This is a genomic window from Haloterrigena sp. H1 (assembly GCF_005938085.1).
Classification (GTDB): domain Archaea; phylum Halobacteriota; class Halobacteria; order Halobacteriales; family Natrialbaceae; genus Natrinema.
Genome location: NZ_SMZK01000001.1, coordinates 795,705 through 816,247, shown reverse-complemented (window position 1 = coordinate 816,247; position 20,543 = coordinate 795,705). Strand labels below are relative to the sequence as shown.

Annotated in this window: 22 protein-coding genes; 16 read left to right on the top strand and 6 right to left on the bottom strand. The window is 51.5% G+C overall.

All coding sequences use genetic code 11. The features are described 5' to 3' along the window. Nucleotides 1-10 precede the first annotated feature (10 nt). The 6 genes from E2L06_RS04160 to E2L06_RS04135 all read left to right on the top strand — a co-directional run bounded on the left by E2L06_RS04160 (nt 11) and on the right by E2L06_RS04135 (nt 6,788). Nucleotides 11-1,249 (top strand): PKD domain-containing protein, encoded by a 1,239-nt coding sequence (locus tag E2L06_RS04160; protein ID WP_138778885.1) that lies wholly within the window; start codon nt 11-13, stop codon nt 1,247-1,249. Nucleotides 1,250-1,428: 179 nt separating this feature from the next. Next, on the top strand, nt 1,429-2,799 hold the full coding sequence (locus E2L06_RS04155; protein ID WP_138778883.1) for a hypothetical protein: 1,371 nt from the start codon (nt 1,429-1,431) through the stop codon (nt 2,797-2,799). Nucleotides 2,800-3,050: 251 nt separating this feature from the next. Next, a complete protein-coding gene (locus tag E2L06_RS04150) occupies nt 3,051-3,254 on the top strand; it encodes a hypothetical protein (RefSeq protein WP_138778881.1) in 204 nt (67 codons plus the stop codon). Next, complete coding sequence (locus E2L06_RS04145; RefSeq protein WP_138778879.1) at nt 3,251-4,606, top strand: hypothetical protein; 1,356 nt, start codon at nt 3,251-3,253, stop codon at nt 4,604-4,606. The genes E2L06_RS04150 and E2L06_RS04145 overlap by 4 nt, the downstream gene beginning before the upstream one ends. Then, the gene (locus E2L06_RS04140; RefSeq protein WP_138778877.1) at nt 4,599-5,816 is read left to right on the top strand and encodes an ATP-binding protein; all 1,218 of its coding nucleotides are present in this window, start codon (nt 4,599-4,601) and stop codon (nt 5,814-5,816) included. Before E2L06_RS04145 ends, E2L06_RS04140 begins: the two co-directional genes overlap by 8 nt. Nucleotides 5,817-6,104: 288 nt before the next feature. Then, on the top strand, nt 6,105-6,788 hold the full coding sequence (locus E2L06_RS04135; protein WP_171052306.1) for a BglII/BstYI family type II restriction endonuclease: 684 nt from the start codon (nt 6,105-6,107) through the stop codon (nt 6,786-6,788). Here the strand turns inward: E2L06_RS04135 and E2L06_RS04130 are convergent. Continuing rightward, nucleotides 6,785-7,786, bottom strand: a complete 1,002-nt coding sequence (locus E2L06_RS04130; RefSeq protein ID WP_171052305.1) for a site-specific DNA-methyltransferase — start codon at nt 7,784-7,786, stop codon at nt 6,785-6,787. The two genes, E2L06_RS04135 and E2L06_RS04130, sit on opposite strands and share 4 nt — an antisense overlap. Nucleotides 7,787-7,899: 113 nt before the next feature. On the opposite strand from E2L06_RS04130, the gene E2L06_RS04125 reads away from it, so the two are divergent. The 6 genes from E2L06_RS04125 (at nt 7,900) to E2L06_RS04100 (ending at nt 11,854) form a co-directional block, all read left to right on the top strand. Then, nucleotides 7,900-8,145, top strand: coding sequence for a hypothetical protein (locus tag E2L06_RS04125; protein WP_138778871.1), 246 nt, complete (start codon nt 7,900-7,902; stop codon nt 8,143-8,145). A gap of 586 nt (nt 8,146-8,731) precedes the next feature. Continuing rightward, entirely contained in the window at nt 8,732-8,938 is a 207-nt protein-coding gene (locus tag E2L06_RS04120; protein ID WP_138778869.1) for a hypothetical protein, read from the top strand. Nucleotides 8,939-9,168: 230 nt separating this feature from the next. Next, entirely contained in the window at nt 9,169-9,441 is a 273-nt protein-coding gene (locus tag E2L06_RS04115) for a DUF433 domain-containing protein (protein ID WP_138778867.1), read from the top strand. 555 nt (nt 9,442-9,996) lie between these two features. Next, nucleotides 9,997-10,236: a hypothetical protein gene (locus tag E2L06_RS04110; RefSeq protein ID WP_138778865.1), complete on the top strand. Its 240-nt coding sequence runs from the start codon at nt 9,997-9,999 to the stop codon at nt 10,234-10,236. Nucleotides 10,237-10,871: 635 nt separating this feature from the next. After that, the gene (locus tag E2L06_RS04105; RefSeq protein WP_138778863.1) at nt 10,872-11,243 is read left to right on the top strand and encodes a hypothetical protein; all 372 of its coding nucleotides are present in this window, start codon (nt 10,872-10,874) and stop codon (nt 11,241-11,243) included. After that, nucleotides 11,243-11,854: a site-specific integrase gene (locus tag E2L06_RS04100; protein WP_138778861.1), complete on the top strand. Its 612-nt coding sequence runs from the start codon at nt 11,243-11,245 to the stop codon at nt 11,852-11,854. Before E2L06_RS04105 ends, E2L06_RS04100 begins: the two co-directional genes overlap by 1 nt. Nucleotides 11,855-11,856: 2 nt before the next feature. On the opposite strand, the gene E2L06_RS04095 is transcribed toward E2L06_RS04100, so the two are convergent. Then, the gene (locus tag E2L06_RS04095; protein ID WP_138778859.1) at nt 11,857-12,099 is read right to left on the bottom strand and encodes a hypothetical protein; all 243 of its coding nucleotides are present in this window, start codon (nt 12,097-12,099) and stop codon (nt 11,857-11,859) included. An 872-nt stretch (nt 12,100-12,971) separates the two neighbouring features. Between E2L06_RS04095 and E2L06_RS04090 the strand changes: the two genes are divergently transcribed. Together E2L06_RS04090 and E2L06_RS04085 are read left to right on the top strand one after the other, a co-directional pair. Then, on the top strand, nt 12,972-15,677 hold the full coding sequence (locus tag E2L06_RS04090; RefSeq protein ID WP_138778857.1) for a hypothetical protein: 2,706 nt from the start codon (nt 12,972-12,974) through the stop codon (nt 15,675-15,677). Nucleotides 15,678-16,125: 448 nt separating this feature from the next. Next, nucleotides 16,126-16,407, top strand: coding sequence for a hypothetical protein (locus tag E2L06_RS04085; protein WP_138778855.1), 282 nt, complete (start codon nt 16,126-16,128; stop codon nt 16,405-16,407). A 162-nt stretch (nt 16,408-16,569) separates the two neighbouring features. Here the strand turns inward: E2L06_RS04085 and E2L06_RS04080 are convergent, their stop codons facing one another. The 3 genes from E2L06_RS04080 to E2L06_RS04070 form a co-directional block, all read right to left on the bottom strand. Then, nucleotides 16,570-16,770, bottom strand: coding sequence for a hypothetical protein (locus E2L06_RS04080; RefSeq protein ID WP_138778853.1), 201 nt, complete (start codon nt 16,768-16,770; stop codon nt 16,570-16,572). 69 nt (nt 16,771-16,839) lie between these two features. Then, nucleotides 16,840-17,268 (bottom strand): helix-turn-helix domain-containing protein, encoded by a 429-nt coding sequence (locus E2L06_RS04075; RefSeq protein WP_138778851.1) that lies wholly within the window; start codon nt 17,266-17,268, stop codon nt 16,840-16,842. Between the two features lie 203 nt (nt 17,269-17,471). Further along, nucleotides 17,472-18,485: a site-specific integrase gene (locus E2L06_RS04070; RefSeq protein WP_138778849.1), complete on the bottom strand. Its 1,014-nt coding sequence runs from the start codon at nt 18,483-18,485 to the stop codon at nt 17,472-17,474. Between the two features lie 361 nt (nt 18,486-18,846). On the opposite strand from E2L06_RS04070, the gene E2L06_RS04065 reads away from it, so the two are divergent. Together E2L06_RS04065 and E2L06_RS04060 are read left to right on the top strand one after the other, a co-directional pair. Continuing rightward, on the top strand, nt 18,847-19,395 hold the full coding sequence (locus E2L06_RS04065) for a GNAT family N-acetyltransferase (RefSeq protein ID WP_138778847.1): 549 nt from the start codon (nt 18,847-18,849) through the stop codon (nt 19,393-19,395). Between the two features lie 238 nt (nt 19,396-19,633). Beyond that, nucleotides 19,634-20,209: a carboxymuconolactone decarboxylase family protein gene (locus E2L06_RS04060; RefSeq protein ID WP_138778845.1), complete on the top strand. Its 576-nt coding sequence runs from the start codon at nt 19,634-19,636 to the stop codon at nt 20,207-20,209. Between the two features lie 171 nt (nt 20,210-20,380). Here E2L06_RS04060 and E2L06_RS21715 read toward each other — a convergent pair whose 3' ends face one another. Next, nucleotides 20,381-20,530: a hypothetical protein gene (locus E2L06_RS21715; RefSeq protein WP_171052304.1), complete on the bottom strand. Its 150-nt coding sequence runs from the start codon at nt 20,528-20,530 to the stop codon at nt 20,381-20,383. Nucleotides 20,531-20,543: the final 13 nt, after the last annotated feature.

Below are 20,543 nucleotides of genomic sequence, written 5' to 3'. Positions count from 1 at the left end.
GGTGATTACTATGAAAGGAAATACAACCAAGCTGACTTCGATTACCCTCGCGCTGGCAGTCCTAATGTCCGTATTTGCGGGTTTTGCAGGGACTGCAGCAGCGGTAGACGAATCTACCGCAGACATCGTTGTTGATGATGACGGCACAGGTGACTATACGACGATTCAGGCTGCCCTCGAGAATGCCACAGACGGGGATACAATCTACGTCAAGGAAGGTACGTACCGTGCAGTGGATGACTCATATGGAATGATGGGGCTGCTGGCAGTCGGTGTGGTTAATACGCCCAACGTGTCTGTCGTAGGTGCCCCGGGTGCGACTATTGACGGAACCCAATCCACGTCTGCAACTGCACCCGGTGACCTTGGTATCGGGATTAATGCGACTGGTGTGACTGTTGATGGATTCCAATTCGCCAATGTAGGGATGTTCGACGTGTACGTCGGAACCGGAATATCAGGCACTGCCGTGAACAATTCGTTCTCCACTGGTGTCAGCACGGACGATTCTGCGTCGTCATTGGATGCGACCAACAACTACTGGGGAACGACAAACACGACTGAAATCGAATCGATGATTAGTGGGTCTGGAACGACAACGTATGACCCATACCTGACATCTGACCCGACGGCCAATCAACCGCCCGTGGCAGATGCCGGTGCTAACCAGACTGTCGCAGTTGGTGCCAACGTGACGCTCGACGCATCAGCATCAACTGACGCTGATGGAGATAATCTCACCTATGACTGGGATTTCGGTGACGGTACGAACGTATCTGGCGAACCAACTATAACGCACAGCTACGCCAATACTGGCACGTACTCGGCCACGCTGACGGTCACTGACGAACATGGTGCATCCAGCACTGATACGGTCACCATCACGGTTACCAACGTCACTTACGATGTGACGTTCGATGTCTTCGACGGTGATACTACGGTTTCGAATGCGACCATTGAGATAACTGACGGCAACGGTACGGTCGTGGCAACCATCACGACTGACGCCAATGGTACGGCAGTCACATCACTTCCAGATGGGGACTACACGTACACAGTCACTGCCGATGGGTACAGCGAATCTGGTGATATCGTCGTCAACGGTTCGTCTGCAACTGTCACTGTAGATTCCGCAGATGATAGTGGGACTGGCGGTACGCCGCTGCCCGGGTCAAGTACCAGCGTTGCTGTCATCGTACTACTCGTTTCCATTGCAGCAGCAGTTGCTCTCGGCGGAGGTGACGAATAGATAATTGACAAGCTTAATTCCATTATTATATTATGAGATACAATAACCAAATCGTTGCCGTACTGCTTACCGGACTAATCCTAGTCTCAGGTGTCACCCCCATATCCGGGGTCGGCACAGCATCAGCATCTGCTGATAGCAACTGTGAAATTAGCCCTGTAACGGGCAAGGAAGTCTGTATGCGTGATTATGGGCAGATTGACGGTGCGACCGTTGAAGAAATCTGGCTTTCGATGCACGTGCAATCAGAATCGATGCACGACCGATACGCTCGTTATACGGTGGAAAAAGCCAGCATCGCTAACCTGACGACTGGGATGCAGACTGAAGAAGGTATTGTGAAATTCATCCAAGCGTACAATGATAACGGCGGGGACGTGGGTGCAGCGAAAGCTGAAGCGTACAACGCAGTCAACGATATGGCATCTGGTTGGCAGGCATCAGTCGCACATGAACAGACCGCGCAGGCAGAAATGACCCGAGTAATGTGGACTACTGCGAACGGGACGGACGGGATGTCTCCGTCAGACGTAATCATGACGCCTAATAATGACCTGACTTTCGCTGACCGAACGTTTACCCTATACAACGGGACAGACATCAACGTCACGCAGGTTGCATCTATTGATACGTACTATCACAATAATGAACCCAAGAACGACTACATCTACACTTACTACGATGGGGATTACTCCACTATTGAAAACTGGAGTACAGGTTCGAGTTATGATAGTCACTACACTGAGCTTAGTCAGCTAAACGTCCGGGGTCCAGAGTCTGTTAATGGTTCTACTGTGCATTCGATGGATGCTAAGCGCGTCAAGTGGACGCTAGACATCATTGACGATAATCGTCGGGTAGCTATTGACAACGTAGGGGCATTCGCTGATTCGTTCGAGCAGTACGAGCCGGGTGAAGTTTCCGCTGAAGAATTTATGTCACCCGCATACCGGATGCGGAATCACGCCACGGACTACCAGTCAACTGGCCACTATGCTTACCTCCTTCTTGCCGCACAAGACCGTGGGATGGCTGTGGACATTGACACTGGCTTTACGGTCTCGTTCACACAGGACAACGGCGTTTCTGACACCATTGACGGTGGTCTTTACGCAACCCCGGGTACGTTCGACCAGTACAACGGAACCATTGATACGGGAATTGAATACAACGTCTCCGATTTGAATGGTACCGTCTGGGTCATTGATGCCAGTACAAGTCAGCAGACAATGCTGAACAAGACTTTCGTCATAGATGCGATGCGTGACATCGACGATAACACAACCGTGAACCAGACGACACTTCAGGATACGACCTTCGCTACGCGGTCGGCAGAAGACTTCAAGCAAGACGTGCAAGATTGGGAAGATAACTATACGAAAATCACCAAGAATATCACGTATATCTACCCTGATGCAGAACCTGATGCTGGCAGCGGTTTCCCCTTCAGTGAGTCAACAACACGGCTAGCTCTCGTAGCTGTAATCCTTATCGCTGGTGTCGCTATTCTCGGGTACAAACAGGACGACCAACGTGGTCGCCAATACTGACCACCTGAGGTCCTACTTATAGGGGATATTATATTTATATGATGTATGAAGTCATTAGTAAAAGACGATTCGTCAATCGTGCTGATATTTTTGAGTACGGTTGGCTACATCCTATTTGCAGATGTAGTCCGGGAGTATTTAGGGTCGTTAGGACTCGGAGTCGGTGATAGAGTCGTACTCATTGGAATCATACTGGTAGGTCTATTCGTTGGTCTAAATCATGAAGGTGATGACACATGATTCCGCTTTTGATGGCAAAAAACATCCCTGTGAAACCCATCGTGTATGCAGCCATCATTGTTCTGCTGCTACATATTACGGGCATTTATCCAGTTGATTTGGTGATTTACGACATCCTATCTGTCATCGCCAGCATCGTCGATTATGTCGTAACGTGGATTGAAGGGGTGATTACGGACGCAGTCACGGGTGCTCTCCCGGGTGGTGGTTCATGAAGCTTGCACCCCTGTTGATAGTGTTTTTAGTGGTTACATCTGGATTTGCAGGCGTAGCCGTTGCAGATAATTCAACCGTAGATGACGACGTAGATACGTCTGATAATGCTACTACGGAGACCTCTGATGATGAAGATGAAGATGAGGAAATAGATACAAGTCAAATCGAAAGGCAGGTGTCACACGTCCAAATCCACGATATAGACTGGTCTGATGATTCTGTCGAAATCACACTGTCTGGGTCACGGTCGGACGAAGTGCAGGTGACGGAATTTAATAACGGGACATTTCACTGGGATTCTTACGACATCGGGCCCGAACCGACCACAATCACGTATACTACCCAAAATCAACGGTTAGATGAGGTAGCATTCTCTGTCGTTTCTGCGGAAACTGGTATCCTCTTAGAAAGCCCGACAGCGTCTCCGTTCACCTTCTCGCGAGGGGCAAAATGGAGCGACCACTGGGTTAGTGGTGGCACGGCGGTCGGGATGGTATTCCTCTCTGTGCTTTACCGATACAAGCGTCGCCAGTTCTTCGCAAAAACAGAACTTCGTAGCCTATTGAGTGGTCGTAAGTACCGCAAAAAAGGTGACGAAGAAGGCTGGAAGGTCCGAATCCTACGACACGTCTACAACCCACGTTCGATACTCGTGGTGTTTATCTTCGTCCTCATCATTGAGATTCTGACGGAGTCAATTGGCGTTCGTATCGCAAGCATGGCGACTGAAGCCCAGCTTGCAGTCTTAGTAGCTGCCATCGGTTTACCCGGGTACTACTACGTAGCAGGTCGCATCCTACGTCTTATTCCCATTACCAGACAGCCAAAGATGCTAACACTGGACAACCGTGAACAGGGTGAGATTGACGTTGTTACTGGGGCAAAGGAGTGGTTTGACGGTATGGCTGTGAAGGGGGCAGACCGTCTACAGAAGAAGCCCATCGCAGGGACACAGGAGCGTGCGTATCTAGCCCATCACTACGATGCAGCCACGCACACGGCGGTTGCCACGTGGCATGAAGTTCTGGATGCTGTGGAAGTTGCGAAGAACTACACTGCGGCGTTTACGAACTACCACATCCTCTCCACCGAAATTGACGAGGCACGGGAAATCAAAAGCGCCCAGCCCGCGCTACGGCAGAAATACCAACAGGAAGCCCAATCTGTGGCGATGGAGCGGATGGACGAAACGCACTTCGGCCAGTCGTCCACGAACGACTTGATGGCTGACGTGATGGACACTATTGACCATGACGATGAATCAAATACGGTAGATACAACGCCAGATGTGGGCGATGGCGACGATGACAACTCGGATGAATCTGAATCCGAGGGTGATGATGATGAGTGATTATGACAGCTTAGACATCAAGCAACTGCGGAACGCTCTGCAAAATGAAGAGCTTCCTGCGCTCCGTGACGCCGGTCTTCTGAGTGGAGGTACAATCGACTATCTGGAAACATACAGAGAGAATTATACGCCACATCAAGCCCCACACCACGAAACAGGTGAACCTGCGTACTGGTATTATAACAGCAAGCAGTACGTGACTATCGTCCGTCGCGAGGTCGGGGAAACGCTATCAAAAGCCGTTCAGGACGGCAATCTTCCAATCATTCAGCACGCACTCGGGCTGGCGGCCACGTCCGACTCAGGGATGGACTTCCTCGACTATGAGATACTCGCAGACCTCATTGAAGAGCCATCTCTGATGCTTCTATTGTTCGGAGACACAGGGAGTGGTAAGACGTACACAGCCGTTCGTCTGAGCGAATTGTGGGAGTTCCGAGTCGGAGGAACAATTCTCACCAACGTGGAGTCGCTGGCTGAGGCAAACGATGGCGTAGTCTACGTCCACGAGTATCCCGACATCATTCACTATTGTCTGGAACACCCGAATGAGCGGAAGCTGTTGATTGCTGATGAGCTGTCATCGCTGATGAGCGGCTACCCCGCTGACCGCCACTACGTGGAGACCTACATGCGCCCGCTTGTCCGCAAGATGCGGAAAGAACCGTTTAGACTGTCTATCATCGGCATCGGTCACCGCCCCGGAGACATCCACCCAACGATGAACAACCCTGAACTGGCGTATTTCGGCTTCAAAAAGGGTGATACGAAGGAACAAGCCCAGAAGCATATGGTCGTTTACGAGCGACTTACCAACGAAGAAGGAAAGAAAGAAGACAAGAAGTGCGACGTTCAGGGCATCGGTCTGCCCAATATGACGCTGGATACCAACGATAACGGGAACTGGGACTGGGGCACTGAAGAAGAGGTTCTTGACGCTGCGTACGCCTTACGTGACGCAGGATATGGCGACATGCTACGCCTGATTCGCAATCTTGAGGAAGATGATGACGGAGAAGGTGATGAGTCGGTCGGTCAGTCGGACGTGGACACGGATGAACTCGCACTTCGGATTCGTGAGGATGAGTACCTGCAAATGAATGAGAATGGCCAGTCATATTCCGACATTTCGGAAGCAACGGGGACGCCGAAAAGCACTGTCGGGGATATGATTCAGCGTGCCCGGTCACGGGTCGAATCGTCCGACTGATTTCTGGAACTCATATCTCCACGCTGTCTATCGAAAAACTGCACACTCATGCGCGCGCCCCTGCGATTGGGAGAGACTGGCGTCGGTCGGTCGGTCGGTCGGTCAAGTCGGTCGGTCAGATGTGGATAAGCAAATGTGAAGCGTATAGATGGTGTGAATTTGCGTATTGATATCGATTAAATCCGTATTTTTTGGCTTCATCCGAAATATATCCTCAATAGTGTCACCCGGTAGACTCATGTCATGTGGCCATATATGCCCAAGTGATACGTTATGCGGTTTGAAAAGATGTCGTTCAATGATGGCGAAGCGGTATTTGAACAGGAACTTAAATCTCATTTAGATGAAATAGAAGAGGTACTCAGTACCGTCGATTATCAAGTCAACTATACGTTCCAGAGTGGGCGGGAGAATGAACTTATTTTCGACCCAGTTGGCACAAATAGCGTATTAAGAGACGAGTTCACTGAACGTGGGTGGCAGAAAGAAGTCAACATAGCTAATTCGGGATATGATACTGGCAAAGATATTGACATCACAAAAGGTCCTGTAGCTGGTGAAATTCAGTTCGGGAACTTTGCGTATTTGGACGCCGACTGTAATCGTCTACAACGGCTCTACGAAGGACAAATCGAGTTAGAGACGGGTTCAGATATTGAAGCCGGTATTATCATCGTAGTGAAACAGGATATGCCCACGTCTCAGAGTGTGTCTCACTACCAGCAGGCAACACGACGCGCTGCACCATCTGCACTCAATAACACGTTCACATGTCCAAACTGTGGCGAAGAAGTGGATAACGGGATACCCACCCTGATTTACGGAATTGAACCACCAGAAGAAGGTGAAAACGTGATATTCAATGAGTACGAGGCACCAAGGTCTCGAACTCTTGAATCCCAAAAGGAAATATCATTCCGCGAAAAGTATCTGCCAGAAGAACAAAACGCTATTGCTGACTACGACGACTAATCGTCGTCGTTGTTGATATCCGTCAGTGTAGCCTGATTTTCGTCAGTCTCAGGTTCTTCAACTGGCCGTCTATGGTACCCGTAGTCAGATGAATTCTCACGCCCTGCTTCACGAAGCTGCTTGAGATTGGCGTAGTTTCCGTTCTTGTCCGGCACGCCTGCCAGACGCAGTTGAGCAATTTTCCAGTAACGATACTCTTTCTCAGCACCGAGGTACTCTCGGTCGTTATCTTGAGCAACTACTGGGACCGTCGCACTCCCTGCGTACGGGTCAAGCACAAGGTCACCTTCACGAGACGTGGTTAGGACCGCACGCTCAACAAGCTCTTCAGGGAACTGCGCTTCATGCAGCGTCTGCTCCTCATGATTCCATTTGACGTGACCGATGTCCCACACGTCGCCGGGGTTCTTTCCATCCGGGTTGGACGTGACTTCACCCTTGTTATCGCCTTGGTACGACTTTTTGTTCGGCCACTTTTGCGGGATGCGAGCAGGGTCTACGTCGAAGTAGTGGTCTTCGGTCTTAGTGAACCATAGCATCGTCTCGTGCCGACACGAGAACCGAATCCTACCATGCAGTCCGTGGCTCTTCGGCCAGATAATTCGATTCCGTGGAACAAAGCCTAGTTCCTCAAAGATGGGGAAGAACTTCACATCAAGTGGATAATGATGCCCGTCCCGTGTGGTCACAGCGGTTTGCCAGAAGATGGAACCATCATCGGTTAGAACACGGTAGCACTCTTCGATGACCTTACGGTGCTCATCTAGATATTCATCAATAGGTGATTTCGTTTCATAGCTTTTCCCGATGTTGTACGGTGGCGACGTAACAATCGTCTGCACCGATTTGTCAGGTAGCGATTTGAGCAGCTCTAGACAATCACCGTTGTAGATTTGGTTCGTGTTTATTGAACCGTCTGAGACGATTTCGTCAAGGTCTGGTCCCTCTTTTGGAAGGTCATCTGGTAGAGGGACTTCTAAGTCATCATCATCAGCCATCGTGAGTAGTTGGTCATAACGACGAAATTCGTAGTCATAGTGCTTTCTATTTTTACGACCCAGTACCATTCAGTAGGATAATGTTCATAATATCTAACTACATCTGGTTACGTATGAGTAGTGACGAAATCATCGGGTTCATCGGCAAACTCGTCACAGGAACAATTACTGCCTTGGTTTTCCTCGCAATCTTCTCCGCGCTTGTCACCTCGCCTGCCGCACTTGAACCGGACGACTCCCTCTATGAACAGCAACAGATACTTGTCGAGACCGTGGCGGTTGTCCTACCGTGGCTCGTGCCGGGGGTGATTGGTGCCGCTGCGGTCGTCATTGGAGTCCTTGGGCAGTCAAGACGGTAGTCCGAGAACCTGCTTAAGTGGTATAGATTATGATAATAGGGTATGTTAGACGTGTTACTACACGCATCGGCGGATGCGGCATCAACTGGATTACCAGATATAATCGGCTATATCATCATCGGGTTGGCTATCATCTGGTTTGTCAGTAATTGGGTATCTGTAAGATATGACCGCCATATCATCCGAACATGGTCAGGTAAAGGGTGCCCCGGAGAACATGGGCGAAGCCGCGCGGAGTGGCTGAACTACTGCCCGGAGTGTGGCGTTGAGACTGTGGAAGTCGAACGTGAATCAGTAATGAAGAAAATCCGAGCCCGACTGGGCGGTGATGACGAATGAGCGAATGTAGAATCTGCGGAGATAAGGCGAACATCCGATTGGTGACCGAAAGGTCATACAAAGTACAACAAATCAAGTCTAACGAGAATATTGGAGAGTACTGCGAAGATTTGTTCAGCGACTTCGGAAAGAGCGAATCTTATGAGTTCTATTGCGATTATGGGTGCTTAGTCAGTAATCTTGTTAGCAGAAAGAACGTCGATGAACTGCAACTAAAAGCCTGCAAACTCAGAAATGGTGAGAACGAATGAGCGTCGTTATCACCATCAGCGACGACGGCCACATCGAAGCGACCCACAACTCCGGGTGTGTTCTCTGGTCAGCCCACGTTGACCCTGAATCGCTACCCCACGACTATCCGTGCGATAAGCAGTTGGCGACCGGTGTCGAATCGTTCTTCGATTATCTCCTTCCGTTCGTGAACGAAGACGAGTTCGAATCCGAATCATCATGAGTTGGGAAGCTTGGGCAGGTATCGGTCTGCTCTACCTCGTGGTCAGTCGCATCCTAGCTCGAGTCGCCACTGGGTCGTGGCTTGGAACACCGGCTGACTACAACGACGAACACAACATCCCCCAACATTCTCACGGGATTAATGGACCAGACGACTGGTTAATACTATTTCTTCGGCGGCGGCTCTAACTGCGCGGCGCTCTTTTGATGTCCCGTATCGTTGATGCGAGTATGACCATCGTATCACACGACGAAAATCCGCGCATAGATGAGTATGACGTTACTGTCATCGATGTATATCGGGCGCACGCTCGTGATGGGCTGGAGCCCGCCGAGGTTGCTGATGAACTTGATGTTCCTCTGGCCCGTGTCCACGAAGCACTTGCATTTTATTATGACCATGTTGATTGGATGAAGCGATTAGTGAACGACCGAATCGTCGAAGAAACGCCAGACCCAGACCCTGATAACGATGATTTGTTCTTCAGTCGTGATGAATCATGACCGCTGACGACGTAGACAACCATACATATTGGGTAGGTCCCGACCGTGAAGTCACGATTAAGCACGATGATAAGCGTGTCACCGCTATTGACCGGACTACGGGACTTGCCAGTTCTGGTCGGACCCGGGAAGATGCAATAGCTAACCTACTAGAGATACTGAGCTTGTTCTACGACTGATACGCTTGGAACACACTCTGGAGACTTATTTCGGTTCATAACCGCACACCGTCTATCGGTCTACCCTTACATTTGGTGTGGGGGGTACACTAATAGGGTCTATCTGCATATATGTAAATACAATGTCAGTAACGCAACGTGACATGGCGTGGAATAACCTACGATTACACCTTGAAGACAACTGGGAAGTGACGATTAGCGACATCACAGACGATGATGTGTCGTATCATACTGCCCGACGTGTTCTACTCGCAGCAGAAGAAATGGGTAATGTCGCCCGCGAAATATTGGCAGACGGGACGCATCACTTCATTTTCTTAGATTACTGATTTTATTTGTGGAAAGACTAATGCAGCTTCTATACGTTTTCTGATATATGGGTAAGAAGTTCCTCGTGGACGAATATGATGCGATGACTATCGTGGACGTGCTTCGTGATGTCGAAGATGATGCGCGGGCTGTAGAGTACGCAAAGTTGCTGGAAGAACACGCGGAAGAACAGTCTTTCCCGCTCACTCCCGAAATCATCGAACTTATTCAGAACTCCAAAGGGTCGGCTAAGACTATGCGTGCCCTCAACGGTTGGCATGATACAGTTGATGGTGATTCACGATGATTCCGACAGCCGTAGGCGGATACGATTATGGCGCACTCTGTCCAGAGTGTGGTTACTTCACCGACCTCGGAATCCGAGGTAACCCTGAGAATTTCGTGTGTGGTGAGGACCACCATCTGGACGACGTGGGCTGTGGCCGAACGCTCCGAGTCGTCGTCAAAGTTGTAGAAGGTGATTCCCGATGACAGGGGGACAGGAACGACAACTAATGAAGCACATCCGCAACACGCGGCGGGTGCCATACTCGGTATCAATCATCCACATCGGGCACGTCGAAGACGGTGATTCCCAATGAACCTTCGAACACTCCGGTACGATTTCCAGCAACCCGAATGGTTCGGGGTTCTCGCCGCAGTTGTCCTCACCCAATTCGTGCTGGCCGAGTTGGTCGTAGCACCGTTCTCCTACGGAGTATCCATCGTTCTGACGACAATTCTGTTCACCGTGTACCGGGGGGCAGTCGGTCGTCCGTGTGAGTAGCCCGAGTTGTGGCGAGCGTCCGATAATAACATATTTTCTGACTCCGGGGGCGAACTCAAGCCCGTTTTTTCACCCTTGAACGCATTTACCCCACCCAGAGCGCCGCCGAGAGCCCACTTATAGTCCCATTTTCCGTTATCTCTGGTAGATACGACATGACCAAAGACAGCCCTCCTAGACTGACACTCCGCCCCTCAGACAAGATGACTCTCCGAGTCTATGAGACCGATTCCGGATTCGACGATTGGCTCGCTATGACTGAGGATGTTGGTTCCCCAGTTGGAAGTGGGGATACTCCGATAGAGGCCATAGAGAACTGGGTACAAGCGAATCAATCTACTGAGCCTGCCGACGAACGTGGGTACTGGAGCCGTGCGTCCGACCGGGTAATTCTACTGTTCCTCAAAGGGACGTTCGTACTTGCAGTCCTGTTCCTCATCCTCCCGATAGCAGCCATCGCTTGGGTGATAGAACTCGTGTACAAGCCGATTGACTGGCTCCTCAACGGTTTCGAAGGTGATGCCTGATGCAAATTGAACCGATGGAAAAGGCGGACGAGTTCCGCTGCTGGCTCTCCGAGTCTGAACAAGACCTCCTCAAGGGACACTACGCGGACAACCTTGAGCGGGACGTGGCCATCCGCCTGATGCTCTCTGGGCTTCGCTCCGATGAAGTCACACGTGTTGCGAAGCAGGACGTGCGGGAACTTGATTCCGATGAGGAAGCGTACAAGCTGCGTATCTGGGAGTCGAAGACTGGCTACCGAGAGTGTCCAATCAGCGAGCGGTTGAAGACACTAATATACGCACTATCATCCGCACAGGGGGCGCGCGGCGGTCGTGCAGACGAACCTGTTGTGAACGTGACGACCAAGACGCTCAGTCGGTGGGTTGACGAAGCGTGCGAAGCGATTGCCGATGATACCGGGGACGATGACTGGCGAGAGGTGAGCTGTCACGACCTCAGACGAAGCTGGGCAACTTCCACGTACTACAAACTGTTCGCCTCCCCGGTGGCACTTGACCTTGTGCGACGCTGGGGAGGATGGTCCGACGCCGAGACGTTCAGGAAGAACTACTTGGGGCGTGAACCAGACGACCTAGCCGCTGAACTGATGCACGACGCAGGACTCGCCTGAGACTACTCCTCCTCTTCACTCTCTTCTTCCAGTTCTTCTGCTAACTCAATGAGATGTTCACCAACAGTGTGCGCTTCGTCAGCGGTCAGACCGACGCCCAATGACATCTCGCCGTGACCTGACTGCGATTCGAGTGCGAGGCGGATTTGCCCCGGGTGTGTGCGGAATATTTCCAGCTTCGTCCGTGCATCAGTCCCCGTTGCCATATCTACGCACCCGCCCTCATTCTCAAAATCGATTTCCATAGTATCGGGATAGCGTCGAAGTAGGATAGATGTTAGGATAATGCAACGTAAGCTCACGATACGTACTCTCCCTCCACACCTCATTCAGACCGCTTTTGCATAGCCGAACTTGCGTACGTACATAGATACGTACACCAGTGCGTACATACAAATATCAGATGTACGATAGTTTTTTGGTACGCCACTGTGATTGGGATATCGATGCCGGATACAGACCAACTAGATTCTAGCCGGAATCGTTCGCTGTTCACGACCTGTGATTGCGGCGGCCAGATTGTGACGACCCGGATAGATATTGGTGACCAAGGAGAAATCAAGTGCAGCGAGTGTGGGCAAAAGTATGAGCTTAGCCCAGTAAACTGAGACCCCGCTTATACGGGTTATCTGTGTTGATACAATCGTGCGGTGACCCACTCTGAAAGGGAGTCGCACATAATATAGCACAGAACAGACAACCCAACATCCAAGCGATACTGCATCTGTCCGTGTGCGATTGCTGATTCAATACGCACTCGGTTTTCGTCGTCTTCGATTTCATTCTTGTTCAAGAGATTTTCCAGAGTGAGTGGTATTCAAACACAGTACCAAAGAACGACAGAGATGCATCGCTATGATGTGTTGAACGAAGACGCACGATAAACCTCGTGCGCCCCCCAACAGGGAAACCCTGCGAGGAAACCTGTTGGATACTCGGTTCTACGAACCGAGACCCTATTAATGTATTGACGTTTTGAAGTATTATCAATCGTAGGAAAATATATAGGGTAATACACTAAAATCCTTGATACGATGCTAGCCAAAAACCCTGCATCAATAGTGGTAACGTACGCTAACCTTGTCGGCATCAATGGAGGTGACACTCGTGATGCTGCATGAGTGCAGACGCAACCTCTGGAGACACACAGACTGACTTCATTCAAACGCTCAAACAGCGACAGAACTGGATTTGCTGGAAATTCGAGGAGCGTGACGGTGACACGACGAAGACGCCTATCAAACCATATAGCGACTGGAACGACCACCAGTACGCATCCAGCACTGACCCCGACACGTGGAGAGACTATGAAACTGCACGTGACTACCACAAAAACAGTGGGAACACAGACGGTATCGGGTTCGTCTTCGATGCTGATGACGTAATCGTCGGTATTGACCTTGACGACTGCCACGACCCCGAAACGGGCGAAACCGCTGCGTGGGCGCAGGACATCATCAACGACCTGAACGACATTCCATGGGAATACAGCCCATCTGGTACAGGTTTCCACGGGTACGCTATCGGCTTCCTGCCCGGTGACAAGACCCGGTCCGGGATTGACGGAGAAGAAGGTCACATTGAAATGTACGAAGAAGGTCGATTCTTCACCGTCACGTTCGACCATGTGGATGGTACGGGAATGGACGTGAAGCCTGCTAACGACCGCATCAAGCAGGTCTATAACGAACACATTGCGGAAGACGACCCAGAACCCACATCTGAATCGAAGACCACTGAGACAGATGCGCAACCCGTTGACCTTGAAGATGATGATATCATCGAGAAGGCGAAGAACGCCAAGAACGGGCAGGACTTCGACGCTCTCTGGAACGGTAACTTCAGCGGCTACGAAAGCCAGTCCGAGGCGGATATGGCACTATGCAACCACCTCGCCTTCTGGACGGGGAAGGACGCTTCCCGAATGGACGACCTGTTCCGACGGTCGGGCCTCATCCGGGACAAATGGGATGAAGACCGAGGTGACAAGACCTACGGCGAACGCACCATCTCGAACGCCATTGCCAACTGTTCCGAGGTGTACGAACCCCCAGAAGAACCTGAAGAAGGTCACCTCTACTCGCCCATCAGAGAGAAGGATGGTGGATACGGGACGTGGGAGAACGACAAAAACGGGGACCAATACTGGAACCCAATCACGACGTTCACAGTGGATGTGAACGCATACTTGGACGACCCGGACAACGATGAAATGCTAATCGACGCTACAGTTGTCCCTGCCTCTGCTGCCGAACAACCGTACGACGTGGCATTCACACCTAGTGTGTTTAACGACGTTCGAAAATTCAAGGACACAGTCTGTACAGGGCGTACGACAACGTTTGACGGTAAAACACAGGACTTGAACGCACTGAGATTACAAATTTTGCAGACAGACGCACCTGAACGTGTAGGTACTCGGAAGATTGGAATCCATGATGGCGAACTAGTCACACCGAACGGCGTATTCGGAGAAGACTGGGAACTGGATAACCCTACGCATCGCTACATCGACTCCGGTGCGCAGGTCGAAGAGAAGTGGGCTCTCAGAGATGACGGTGAGTTCGATGAAGAGGAAGTTGCCCGCATCTGCGAGTGGCTTCCACAGGTGCGGGATACTGAGCGATGGTATCCTGTCATCGGCTGGTACTACTCAACTCTCGTCACTCACTGGATTCGGGAGTGGACAGGGCAGATGCCGATGCTAGGCGTCGATGGTGATACAGGTGCAGGCAAGTCCGGGAGTCTCGAAATTCTCCACAAGATGATGGGATTAGACGGGAGCCCACACTCCCCGAAGGCAACTAAATTCGCCCAGATTAAGCTCCTGAGCAGTACGACGAATATCCCCGTCTGGTACGACGAATACAAGCCCTCTGAACTATCCCAATACAAACAGGATGCGTTCCAAGACCTGCTCCGACGGACGACCCGGGGAGCCGACGAGAGTCGGGGGAACGCCGACCAGACCGTAACCACGTACCGTATGACTGCTCCTATCCTCATCTCGGGCGAGCAGTCAATTCAGGGAGCCGCCGAAGAGCGACGGACGATTCGAACCCAGTTCCGAAAGACAACCACCAATAACCCCGCCTGTGACCGAGCGTTCGCGGAAATGGTTGGTGACTCTTACGAGGATGGTTCAGGTGTTCACTACTGCGAAGGTCTTGACCTCCAAAACCACGCTAAGGCCGTCCACCAGTATGTGATGCAGATGGATGAGGACGAAGCCAAGGGAGTCTGGAATGAGGCGAAGTCCCATATTCACAACCTGCTTAGCGATGCAGGAATCGGCGGAGTCGGGGACCTTGAACAGCAAGGTTTGCAAATGGTTAAGTTTGGGATGGTCCTGTTCCAGCACTTCGGGAACACGATGGGAGCCGACCTCAGCCACGTTACGAACGAAGACATTGACGCTGCTATCCTATACATCGCTCGGTCGATGGGAGAAGACAACCGGATGTCCCACGTGGACGAGTTTATGGGTCTTCTAGGTAACGCCATCCAAGACGGAGCGCTCGTCTGGGGGCAAGATATCGCCATCGTCCACGAGGGGGACCCAAACGAGGAACTCCGCATCAAAATGGAACGTGCCCACCACGCAGTATCAAAGTACGTCCGTGAACACGGTCTGACTGGGTATGACTTGTTGAACACCCCGAAGGACTACAAATCACGTATGGGCGACATGGCAGACGAGAACAACTCCTACGTCATCGACGTGTCAAAGAACACGACAGGGATGAATCGGTGTGTGGCCATCGATACATACGCTCTGGAAGAACAGGTTGATGGCTTTGACCGAATGATTCTCGCTCACTAACAGGATAGTCCTCTTTTTAGATTGGTAATTAACTTCCTCTTGAATAACCACCCGCTCTGAAGTAGTGAAGTACTGGTGTAAGTGTAAAGATTTCACACCTGTTTTACACCCATTTTACACTCATCACATATTTCTAAAGTGACGAGTTCACAAGGGAGAGCATCTATGATTGTAATTTAGATTTTGACTTTACACTTTTTACACTAAATCTAGGGTAGGGGTTATACGAGAGACTTCTTTCTTCTCTTCGTGATTTGTCTATACACATACTCCCCTACCTTCATTTTGGTGTAAAAAGTGTAAACAAGCCGTTCCGTCTTGCGTTTTTGAAGTGTAAACAAGCCGAAAACACACCGTAACTGTGGACACTTACTTCATTACTTCACCACCTCCCGCTGAAAACCTAATCGAAGTAACACTAATGTGGGAAACATACATAATCTGATATATGCAGCCAAAACCCTGCAATGATAAAGCCGTAGAACTCCTCTGGTTCGAAAACGCCTTAACAGACCTCTGTGGGCTTGCACCGGAGCGTACTGACGATATCGTATACCTCTCCCGAGAAGTGGACGTACTGACACCGCTGGTAGCTGAATCAGACCGTGTGTACCATGATGATGCGTCAACCCTCTCTCGGTGTCTCGTCCAGTTGGTTCTTAACAACACCCTCTCGTGGGACTCAGCCCGTCTAATCTTTGTTGGTGTGTTCAACACAGGTGATTTCTGATGTACGATGACGACATCACCTGTCCTGTCTGTGGCCGTACCACAGTATCTGTGACACCGGATGGTGACGATTGGATACATATCACCTGTGAATCTGATGCGTGTGGAAAATCCACGCAACAGTTCATCCGGGCTGCACAGATTGATTTGACAGTATAACCAACTACTCTTCTCCTTCTCCCCATCCGAATTCGATTGCTAGGTCTCCTGCAACGTAGTGGTCTCCACGTTTTTCTAACCAATCTAACTCGCACATCTCATCGAGAACTGCATCGTAGTCTGGGGATGGGACATCACCCGCTGTGATATATCCACGTCGGGCAAGGATTCGCAACATCATGTCGTAGCGGTCAGCGTTTGACATACAGATTAAGACGCAGAGACCCCTTATTGGAAGGGTCTCAGTCTAGCTCGAACAAAGCCGAAAAATAGGTTATACTGAGAAGGTATCTGACAGCTTTTCACGCCAGTTCTCAATTGTCTTGACTCGCACTTTCAGAACGTCAACAATATTTTCTAGTCGTTCGACACGGTCAACGAGGTCGTCCAGTACTTCGTCGCGCTTGTGGTCGAAGTACATATCATGGGCATCATCACTGACAGGGTGGGATTCAACTTCCGAAATACCTTCATCAGTTAGTGTTGCGACCTTCGGCGCTTTTCTTCTACCATACCCGGTGTCTGCTTTACCGACCGTGATTAGACCCATATCTTCCAATTTTTGGAATCGGTAGTCTCGGGAGTTTTTTGGGATGCCAGTCTCTTCATAGATTTCTGTCGTTGTTGCTTCCCCACCAAGGTCGTACACCGCTCGGATGAAAACCTCACTTTTTGCATCGATATTGTCTGGATAGTTCTTCATATCTATACTATTATTGACAAGTGCAAATGTCTGAGGGTGTTTAGTACATCCCTGTGGGCACAATCACTGAACAACTATGTTAAAAGGTGTGACAGATTCCTACGACCCTTCTCTATGGACCCTCCCCATGAATTAGCTCGGGCGGTCTGAATGAGGTGTGTGGGTCAATCCTCGAGTGAAACTCTGAGTGTTCCAGTGAGCCTTCAGATATTGTCGAAGTAGCCCCGTCTTTTGTCCATCTTTTCTTCTGCTGTCATTTGGTCATAGTGCTTATCCAGTACATCTGGAGATACGTTAGAACGGTCACTGACTGCTGTCACAGGTGCATCCTCGCGCAATGCATGTGTGATTGCCGACCGACGGATGTCATGTGGGGCGATAGATGATGGGCACATGTGTGCGGCGTTGCGATTGACCGTGGCATCACAATCATCCGGGTCACGCCCGTGTGGACAGTCCTGTCCGATGGCACACGGGATTGACCACATATAGATGTATTTCTGGATGGTTTGCCCGTGAACCCTTCCAAAATCTGTTGCAAGTAGCGGTTGTCGCCCATAATCATCAGTCACATCTGGTCGCTGATTATCCACCCAGTCGTCAATGACAGTAGATACTGCTTCAGAGATTGCTACAGGGCGTTCTCCTTCATATTTGTTCTTCAACGGAGTGTCTGTCTCGGGCCGGTGGCATACATCCAGATACCGGTCTTCGGATTGATAGTCAGATACGTCCAGCGACCGTGCGGCCCCACGTCGCATCCCTGTGTGCCATAGGATTTCCCAGACAACGTGCGAGAGCGTTGCATATTCGTATTTCCGTAGATAGTCAAGGATATCTTGTGCAGTCTCTGAGTCAATGTGAGTCGTCTTCTCATTCTCTCCCCGTCTCAGCGATGGAGACTGCACCTTTTCCGGAAGGTCTGGGTGTACGGCATCAATGTCCGCTGACCAACGCAAAAACACTCGAAGGGTATCCATGTAGGATTTGAGCGTGACGTTGTTGATAGACTCCGACTGCCAGATTTTGTAGCGACGAGTGTCTCTTGCGGATAAGTCGTTTAAGTCATTAATGCCGTTATCTTCACACCAAATCCGGAAGGGCTTGAGGCGACCTTTGTGTGACCGGAGCGTCTGTTTGGCTAGCTCGTTCTTGCGGTCAGTTAGATACATTTCAACTGCGGTGTCAGGTTCGATTGGTTCTAGTTGGGGTTCCATTTGTGTCGTGCGATTGGGTTTTTGTTGGTCGTGGTGTGGACTGCGCGCCATCGCACGATGTGACAGTTTGAGCCGCGGTCATGGCCCGGGCGACAGGCCGCGTAGCGGGCTGTCGGTAGGCGTCGGGTGTAACCCGACGACGTGGTTCAAATCCCGGTCCGCGCATTTCTGTCACGAGCAAGTTCGCGAGCGTAGCAATCGTCGAGCTGTTTTGAATGATATCCATGTTCTGCGAACGGAGTGAGCAGACGCTCAAGACCTGTTCAAATCCCGATCCGCGTATTCATGTTTTCACCCGGTAGTACACTTTCGTCGATTGCAGACGCAGTGGATTGTAGTAGGCTGCGTTCCAACAGAGCCTGTGGAGTACGAACTGCTCGGCTGGCCGCCCAATGGCCCCAAACTTCGACTCGATTACGAACGGTTCAGCTACGCCGGTAAGTTCGTCATGACGAACACCGGGAAGGCGGTGGCGCGAGCCGACGACGGCGAAATCGTCGCTGCGGTCTCGTTCAACGAGGATCGCACCGACGAGGGTACGCTGTGGCTACGTTACGTGACCGTCGACCGCGACCGGCGCGGCGAGGGCATCGGTCCCACCCTCTGCCGAGAGGTCCGCGATCGGGCCCTCGAGCGCGGCTACGAACGGCTCCGGATCGCCGTCAACAACCCCTTCGCCTACGAGGCGCTCTATCGGGCCGGCTTTGCCTACACCGGCGAGACGACGGGTATCGCCGAACTGATCCTCGAGTATCCGACGCCGGACGACGACACTGGGTGGACCGACCGCGAGCGCTATCAGGCCGGGCTCGAGGAGTTTCGTGACCGTGAGCTCTCCGACGACGAGACGGCATTCCTCGACGCACGGCGTGGCAAGGCGCCGCCAGACTGCGACTTACGCGACGAGTGAGAATCAGCGGTAGCCAGACGAACTCGGTGAGCAGCGGTTACCGGTATGCAGTATCGTCCGGGCGAGCGCACGGCTGCAAATCGATAGTGAGATCGTTAGCTGATGTTGCCTGAGAGAGGCAAGACTGAACCCGTTGGCAGGTGTCGAGCGCGGAGCGATCACGGTCTAGCTTTGATTCAGCCTACTGCGCCGGACGATCGCAATCGACTTCCGAGCGGCCTGAAAACCGTACTGCGAAATGAGAGACACAGGGGACGCTGCTGCCGAGTTCCAGAAGAAGACATTCACGATCCGATCGCTCCCGATTGGTATTGGTCGCTTTATTCATAACATCCCACGACTCGTTCGTGCCAAACGCGCCGACAGGGTCAGCGACCAGCTCGAAGAGAAGATCATGTTAGCGGTCACGGCCGTCAACGAGTGTCAGTACTGTACCCGATACCACACCAATCTCGCACACGAGACCGGCATGGATCAGGAGACGATCACACAGATCCTCGAGAACGACGTCGGTGCGGCTGTCGACGATGCCGAACAGCCCGCGTTGCGATTCGCCCAGCAGTATGCGGAAACGGACGAGAACCCGGGTCGAGATGCACGGAACGCGTTGCGAGAGACGTATGGTCGGGAAACGGCTGCAGACGTTCTCGCGTTCGTCCATGCGATCTACTTCGGGAACCTGCTGGGTAACACGTATGACGCGATCCGGTTTGCACTCGCACAGCGTGCACACAGAGGACGACAGTGCCTTCGGTCAGTGGCATCCCGAATCAGCCGTGTCGTCGAACGACTGCGCGAGCGGTGTCCAGTGTAGCTGTCCGATCAGCGAAGACGTTGAGAGCCGGCGGCATGCCGGTCAATTACTCGGCAAGCGATGGTGATACGCTCGTGCTCACACGAAACACGGTGATACCGCTATAGACGACGGCCCGCTGCCTCGAGGCCGATCATCAAACCACCACGTCGAGCACTGGCAGTGCGCTCGCTACTCGCCTCGCAGCAGGTCCACGACGTATCCACCGAAGACCTGCTCGAGGCCGCCGTACCCGACGTAGAGGATCATCGCCTCGAGTAAGACGACACCGACGAGGGCAACTGCTTGCGCGTTTCCGGAGAGGGATTCGATTCCAAACATTATGGGACAGGGA

What these genes read in the sequence shown, in the direction of transcription:
- E2L06_RS04090 (WP_138778857.1), top strand. Translation starts at nt 12,972, where the DNA reads ATGAGTGCAGACGCAACCTCTGGAGACACACAGACTGACTTCATTCAA.
- E2L06_RS04125 (WP_138778871.1), top strand. Translation starts at nt 7,900, where the DNA reads ATGAGTAGTGACGAAATCATCGGGTTCATCGGCAAACTCGTCACAGGA.
- E2L06_RS04110 (WP_138778865.1), top strand. Translation starts at nt 9,997, where the DNA reads ATGGGTAAGAAGTTCCTCGTGGACGAATATGATGCGATGACTATCGTG.
- E2L06_RS04085 (WP_138778855.1), top strand. Translation starts at nt 16,126, where the DNA reads ATGCAGCCAAAACCCTGCAATGATAAAGCCGTAGAACTCCTCTGGTTC.
- E2L06_RS04100 (WP_138778861.1), top strand. Translation starts at nt 11,243, where the DNA reads ATGCAAATTGAACCGATGGAAAAGGCGGACGAGTTCCGCTGCTGGCTC.
- E2L06_RS04150 (WP_138778881.1), top strand. Translation starts at nt 3,051, where the DNA reads ATGGCAAAAAACATCCCTGTGAAACCCATCGTGTATGCAGCCATCATT.
- E2L06_RS04145 (WP_138778879.1), top strand. Translation starts at nt 3,251, where the DNA reads ATGAAGCTTGCACCCCTGTTGATAGTGTTTTTAGTGGTTACATCTGGA.
- E2L06_RS04140 (WP_138778877.1), top strand. Translation starts at nt 4,599, where the DNA reads ATGAGTGATTATGACAGCTTAGACATCAAGCAACTGCGGAACGCTCTG.
- E2L06_RS04075 (WP_138778851.1), bottom strand. Translation starts at nt 17,268, where the DNA reads ATGAAGAACTATCCAGACAATATCGATGCAAAAAGTGAGGTTTTCATC.
- E2L06_RS04060 (WP_138778845.1), top strand. Translation starts at nt 19,634, where the DNA reads ATGAGAGACACAGGGGACGCTGCTGCCGAGTTCCAGAAGAAGACATTC.
- E2L06_RS04160 (WP_138778885.1), top strand. Translation starts at nt 11, where the DNA reads ATGAAAGGAAATACAACCAAGCTGACTTCGATTACCCTCGCGCTGGCA.
- E2L06_RS04070 (WP_138778849.1), bottom strand. Translation starts at nt 18,485, where the DNA reads ATGGAACCCCAACTAGAACCAATCGAACCTGACACCGCAGTTGAAATG.
- E2L06_RS04135 (WP_171052306.1), top strand. Translation starts at nt 6,105, where the DNA reads ATGTCGTTCAATGATGGCGAAGCGGTATTTGAACAGGAACTTAAATCT.
- E2L06_RS21715 (WP_171052304.1), bottom strand. Translation starts at nt 20,530, where the DNA reads ATGTTTGGAATCGAATCCCTCTCCGGAAACGCGCAAGCAGTTGCCCTC.
- E2L06_RS04115 (WP_138778867.1), top strand. Translation starts at nt 9,169, where the DNA reads ATGACCATCGTATCACACGACGAAAATCCGCGCATAGATGAGTATGAC.
- E2L06_RS04080 (WP_138778853.1), bottom strand. Translation starts at nt 16,770, where the DNA reads ATGTCAAACGCTGACCGCTACGACATGATGTTGCGAATCCTTGCCCGA.
- E2L06_RS04105 (WP_138778863.1), top strand. Translation starts at nt 10,872, where the DNA reads ATGACCAAAGACAGCCCTCCTAGACTGACACTCCGCCCCTCAGACAAG.
- E2L06_RS04120 (WP_138778869.1), top strand. Translation starts at nt 8,732, where the DNA reads ATGAGCGTCGTTATCACCATCAGCGACGACGGCCACATCGAAGCGACC.
- E2L06_RS04155 (WP_138778883.1), top strand. Translation starts at nt 1,429, where the DNA reads ATGCGTGATTATGGGCAGATTGACGGTGCGACCGTTGAAGAAATCTGG.
- E2L06_RS04130 (WP_171052305.1), bottom strand. Translation starts at nt 7,786, where the DNA reads ATGGCTGATGATGATGACTTAGAAGTCCCTCTACCAGATGACCTTCCA.
- E2L06_RS04095 (WP_138778859.1), bottom strand. Translation starts at nt 12,099, where the DNA reads ATGGAAATCGATTTTGAGAATGAGGGCGGGTGCGTAGATATGGCAACG.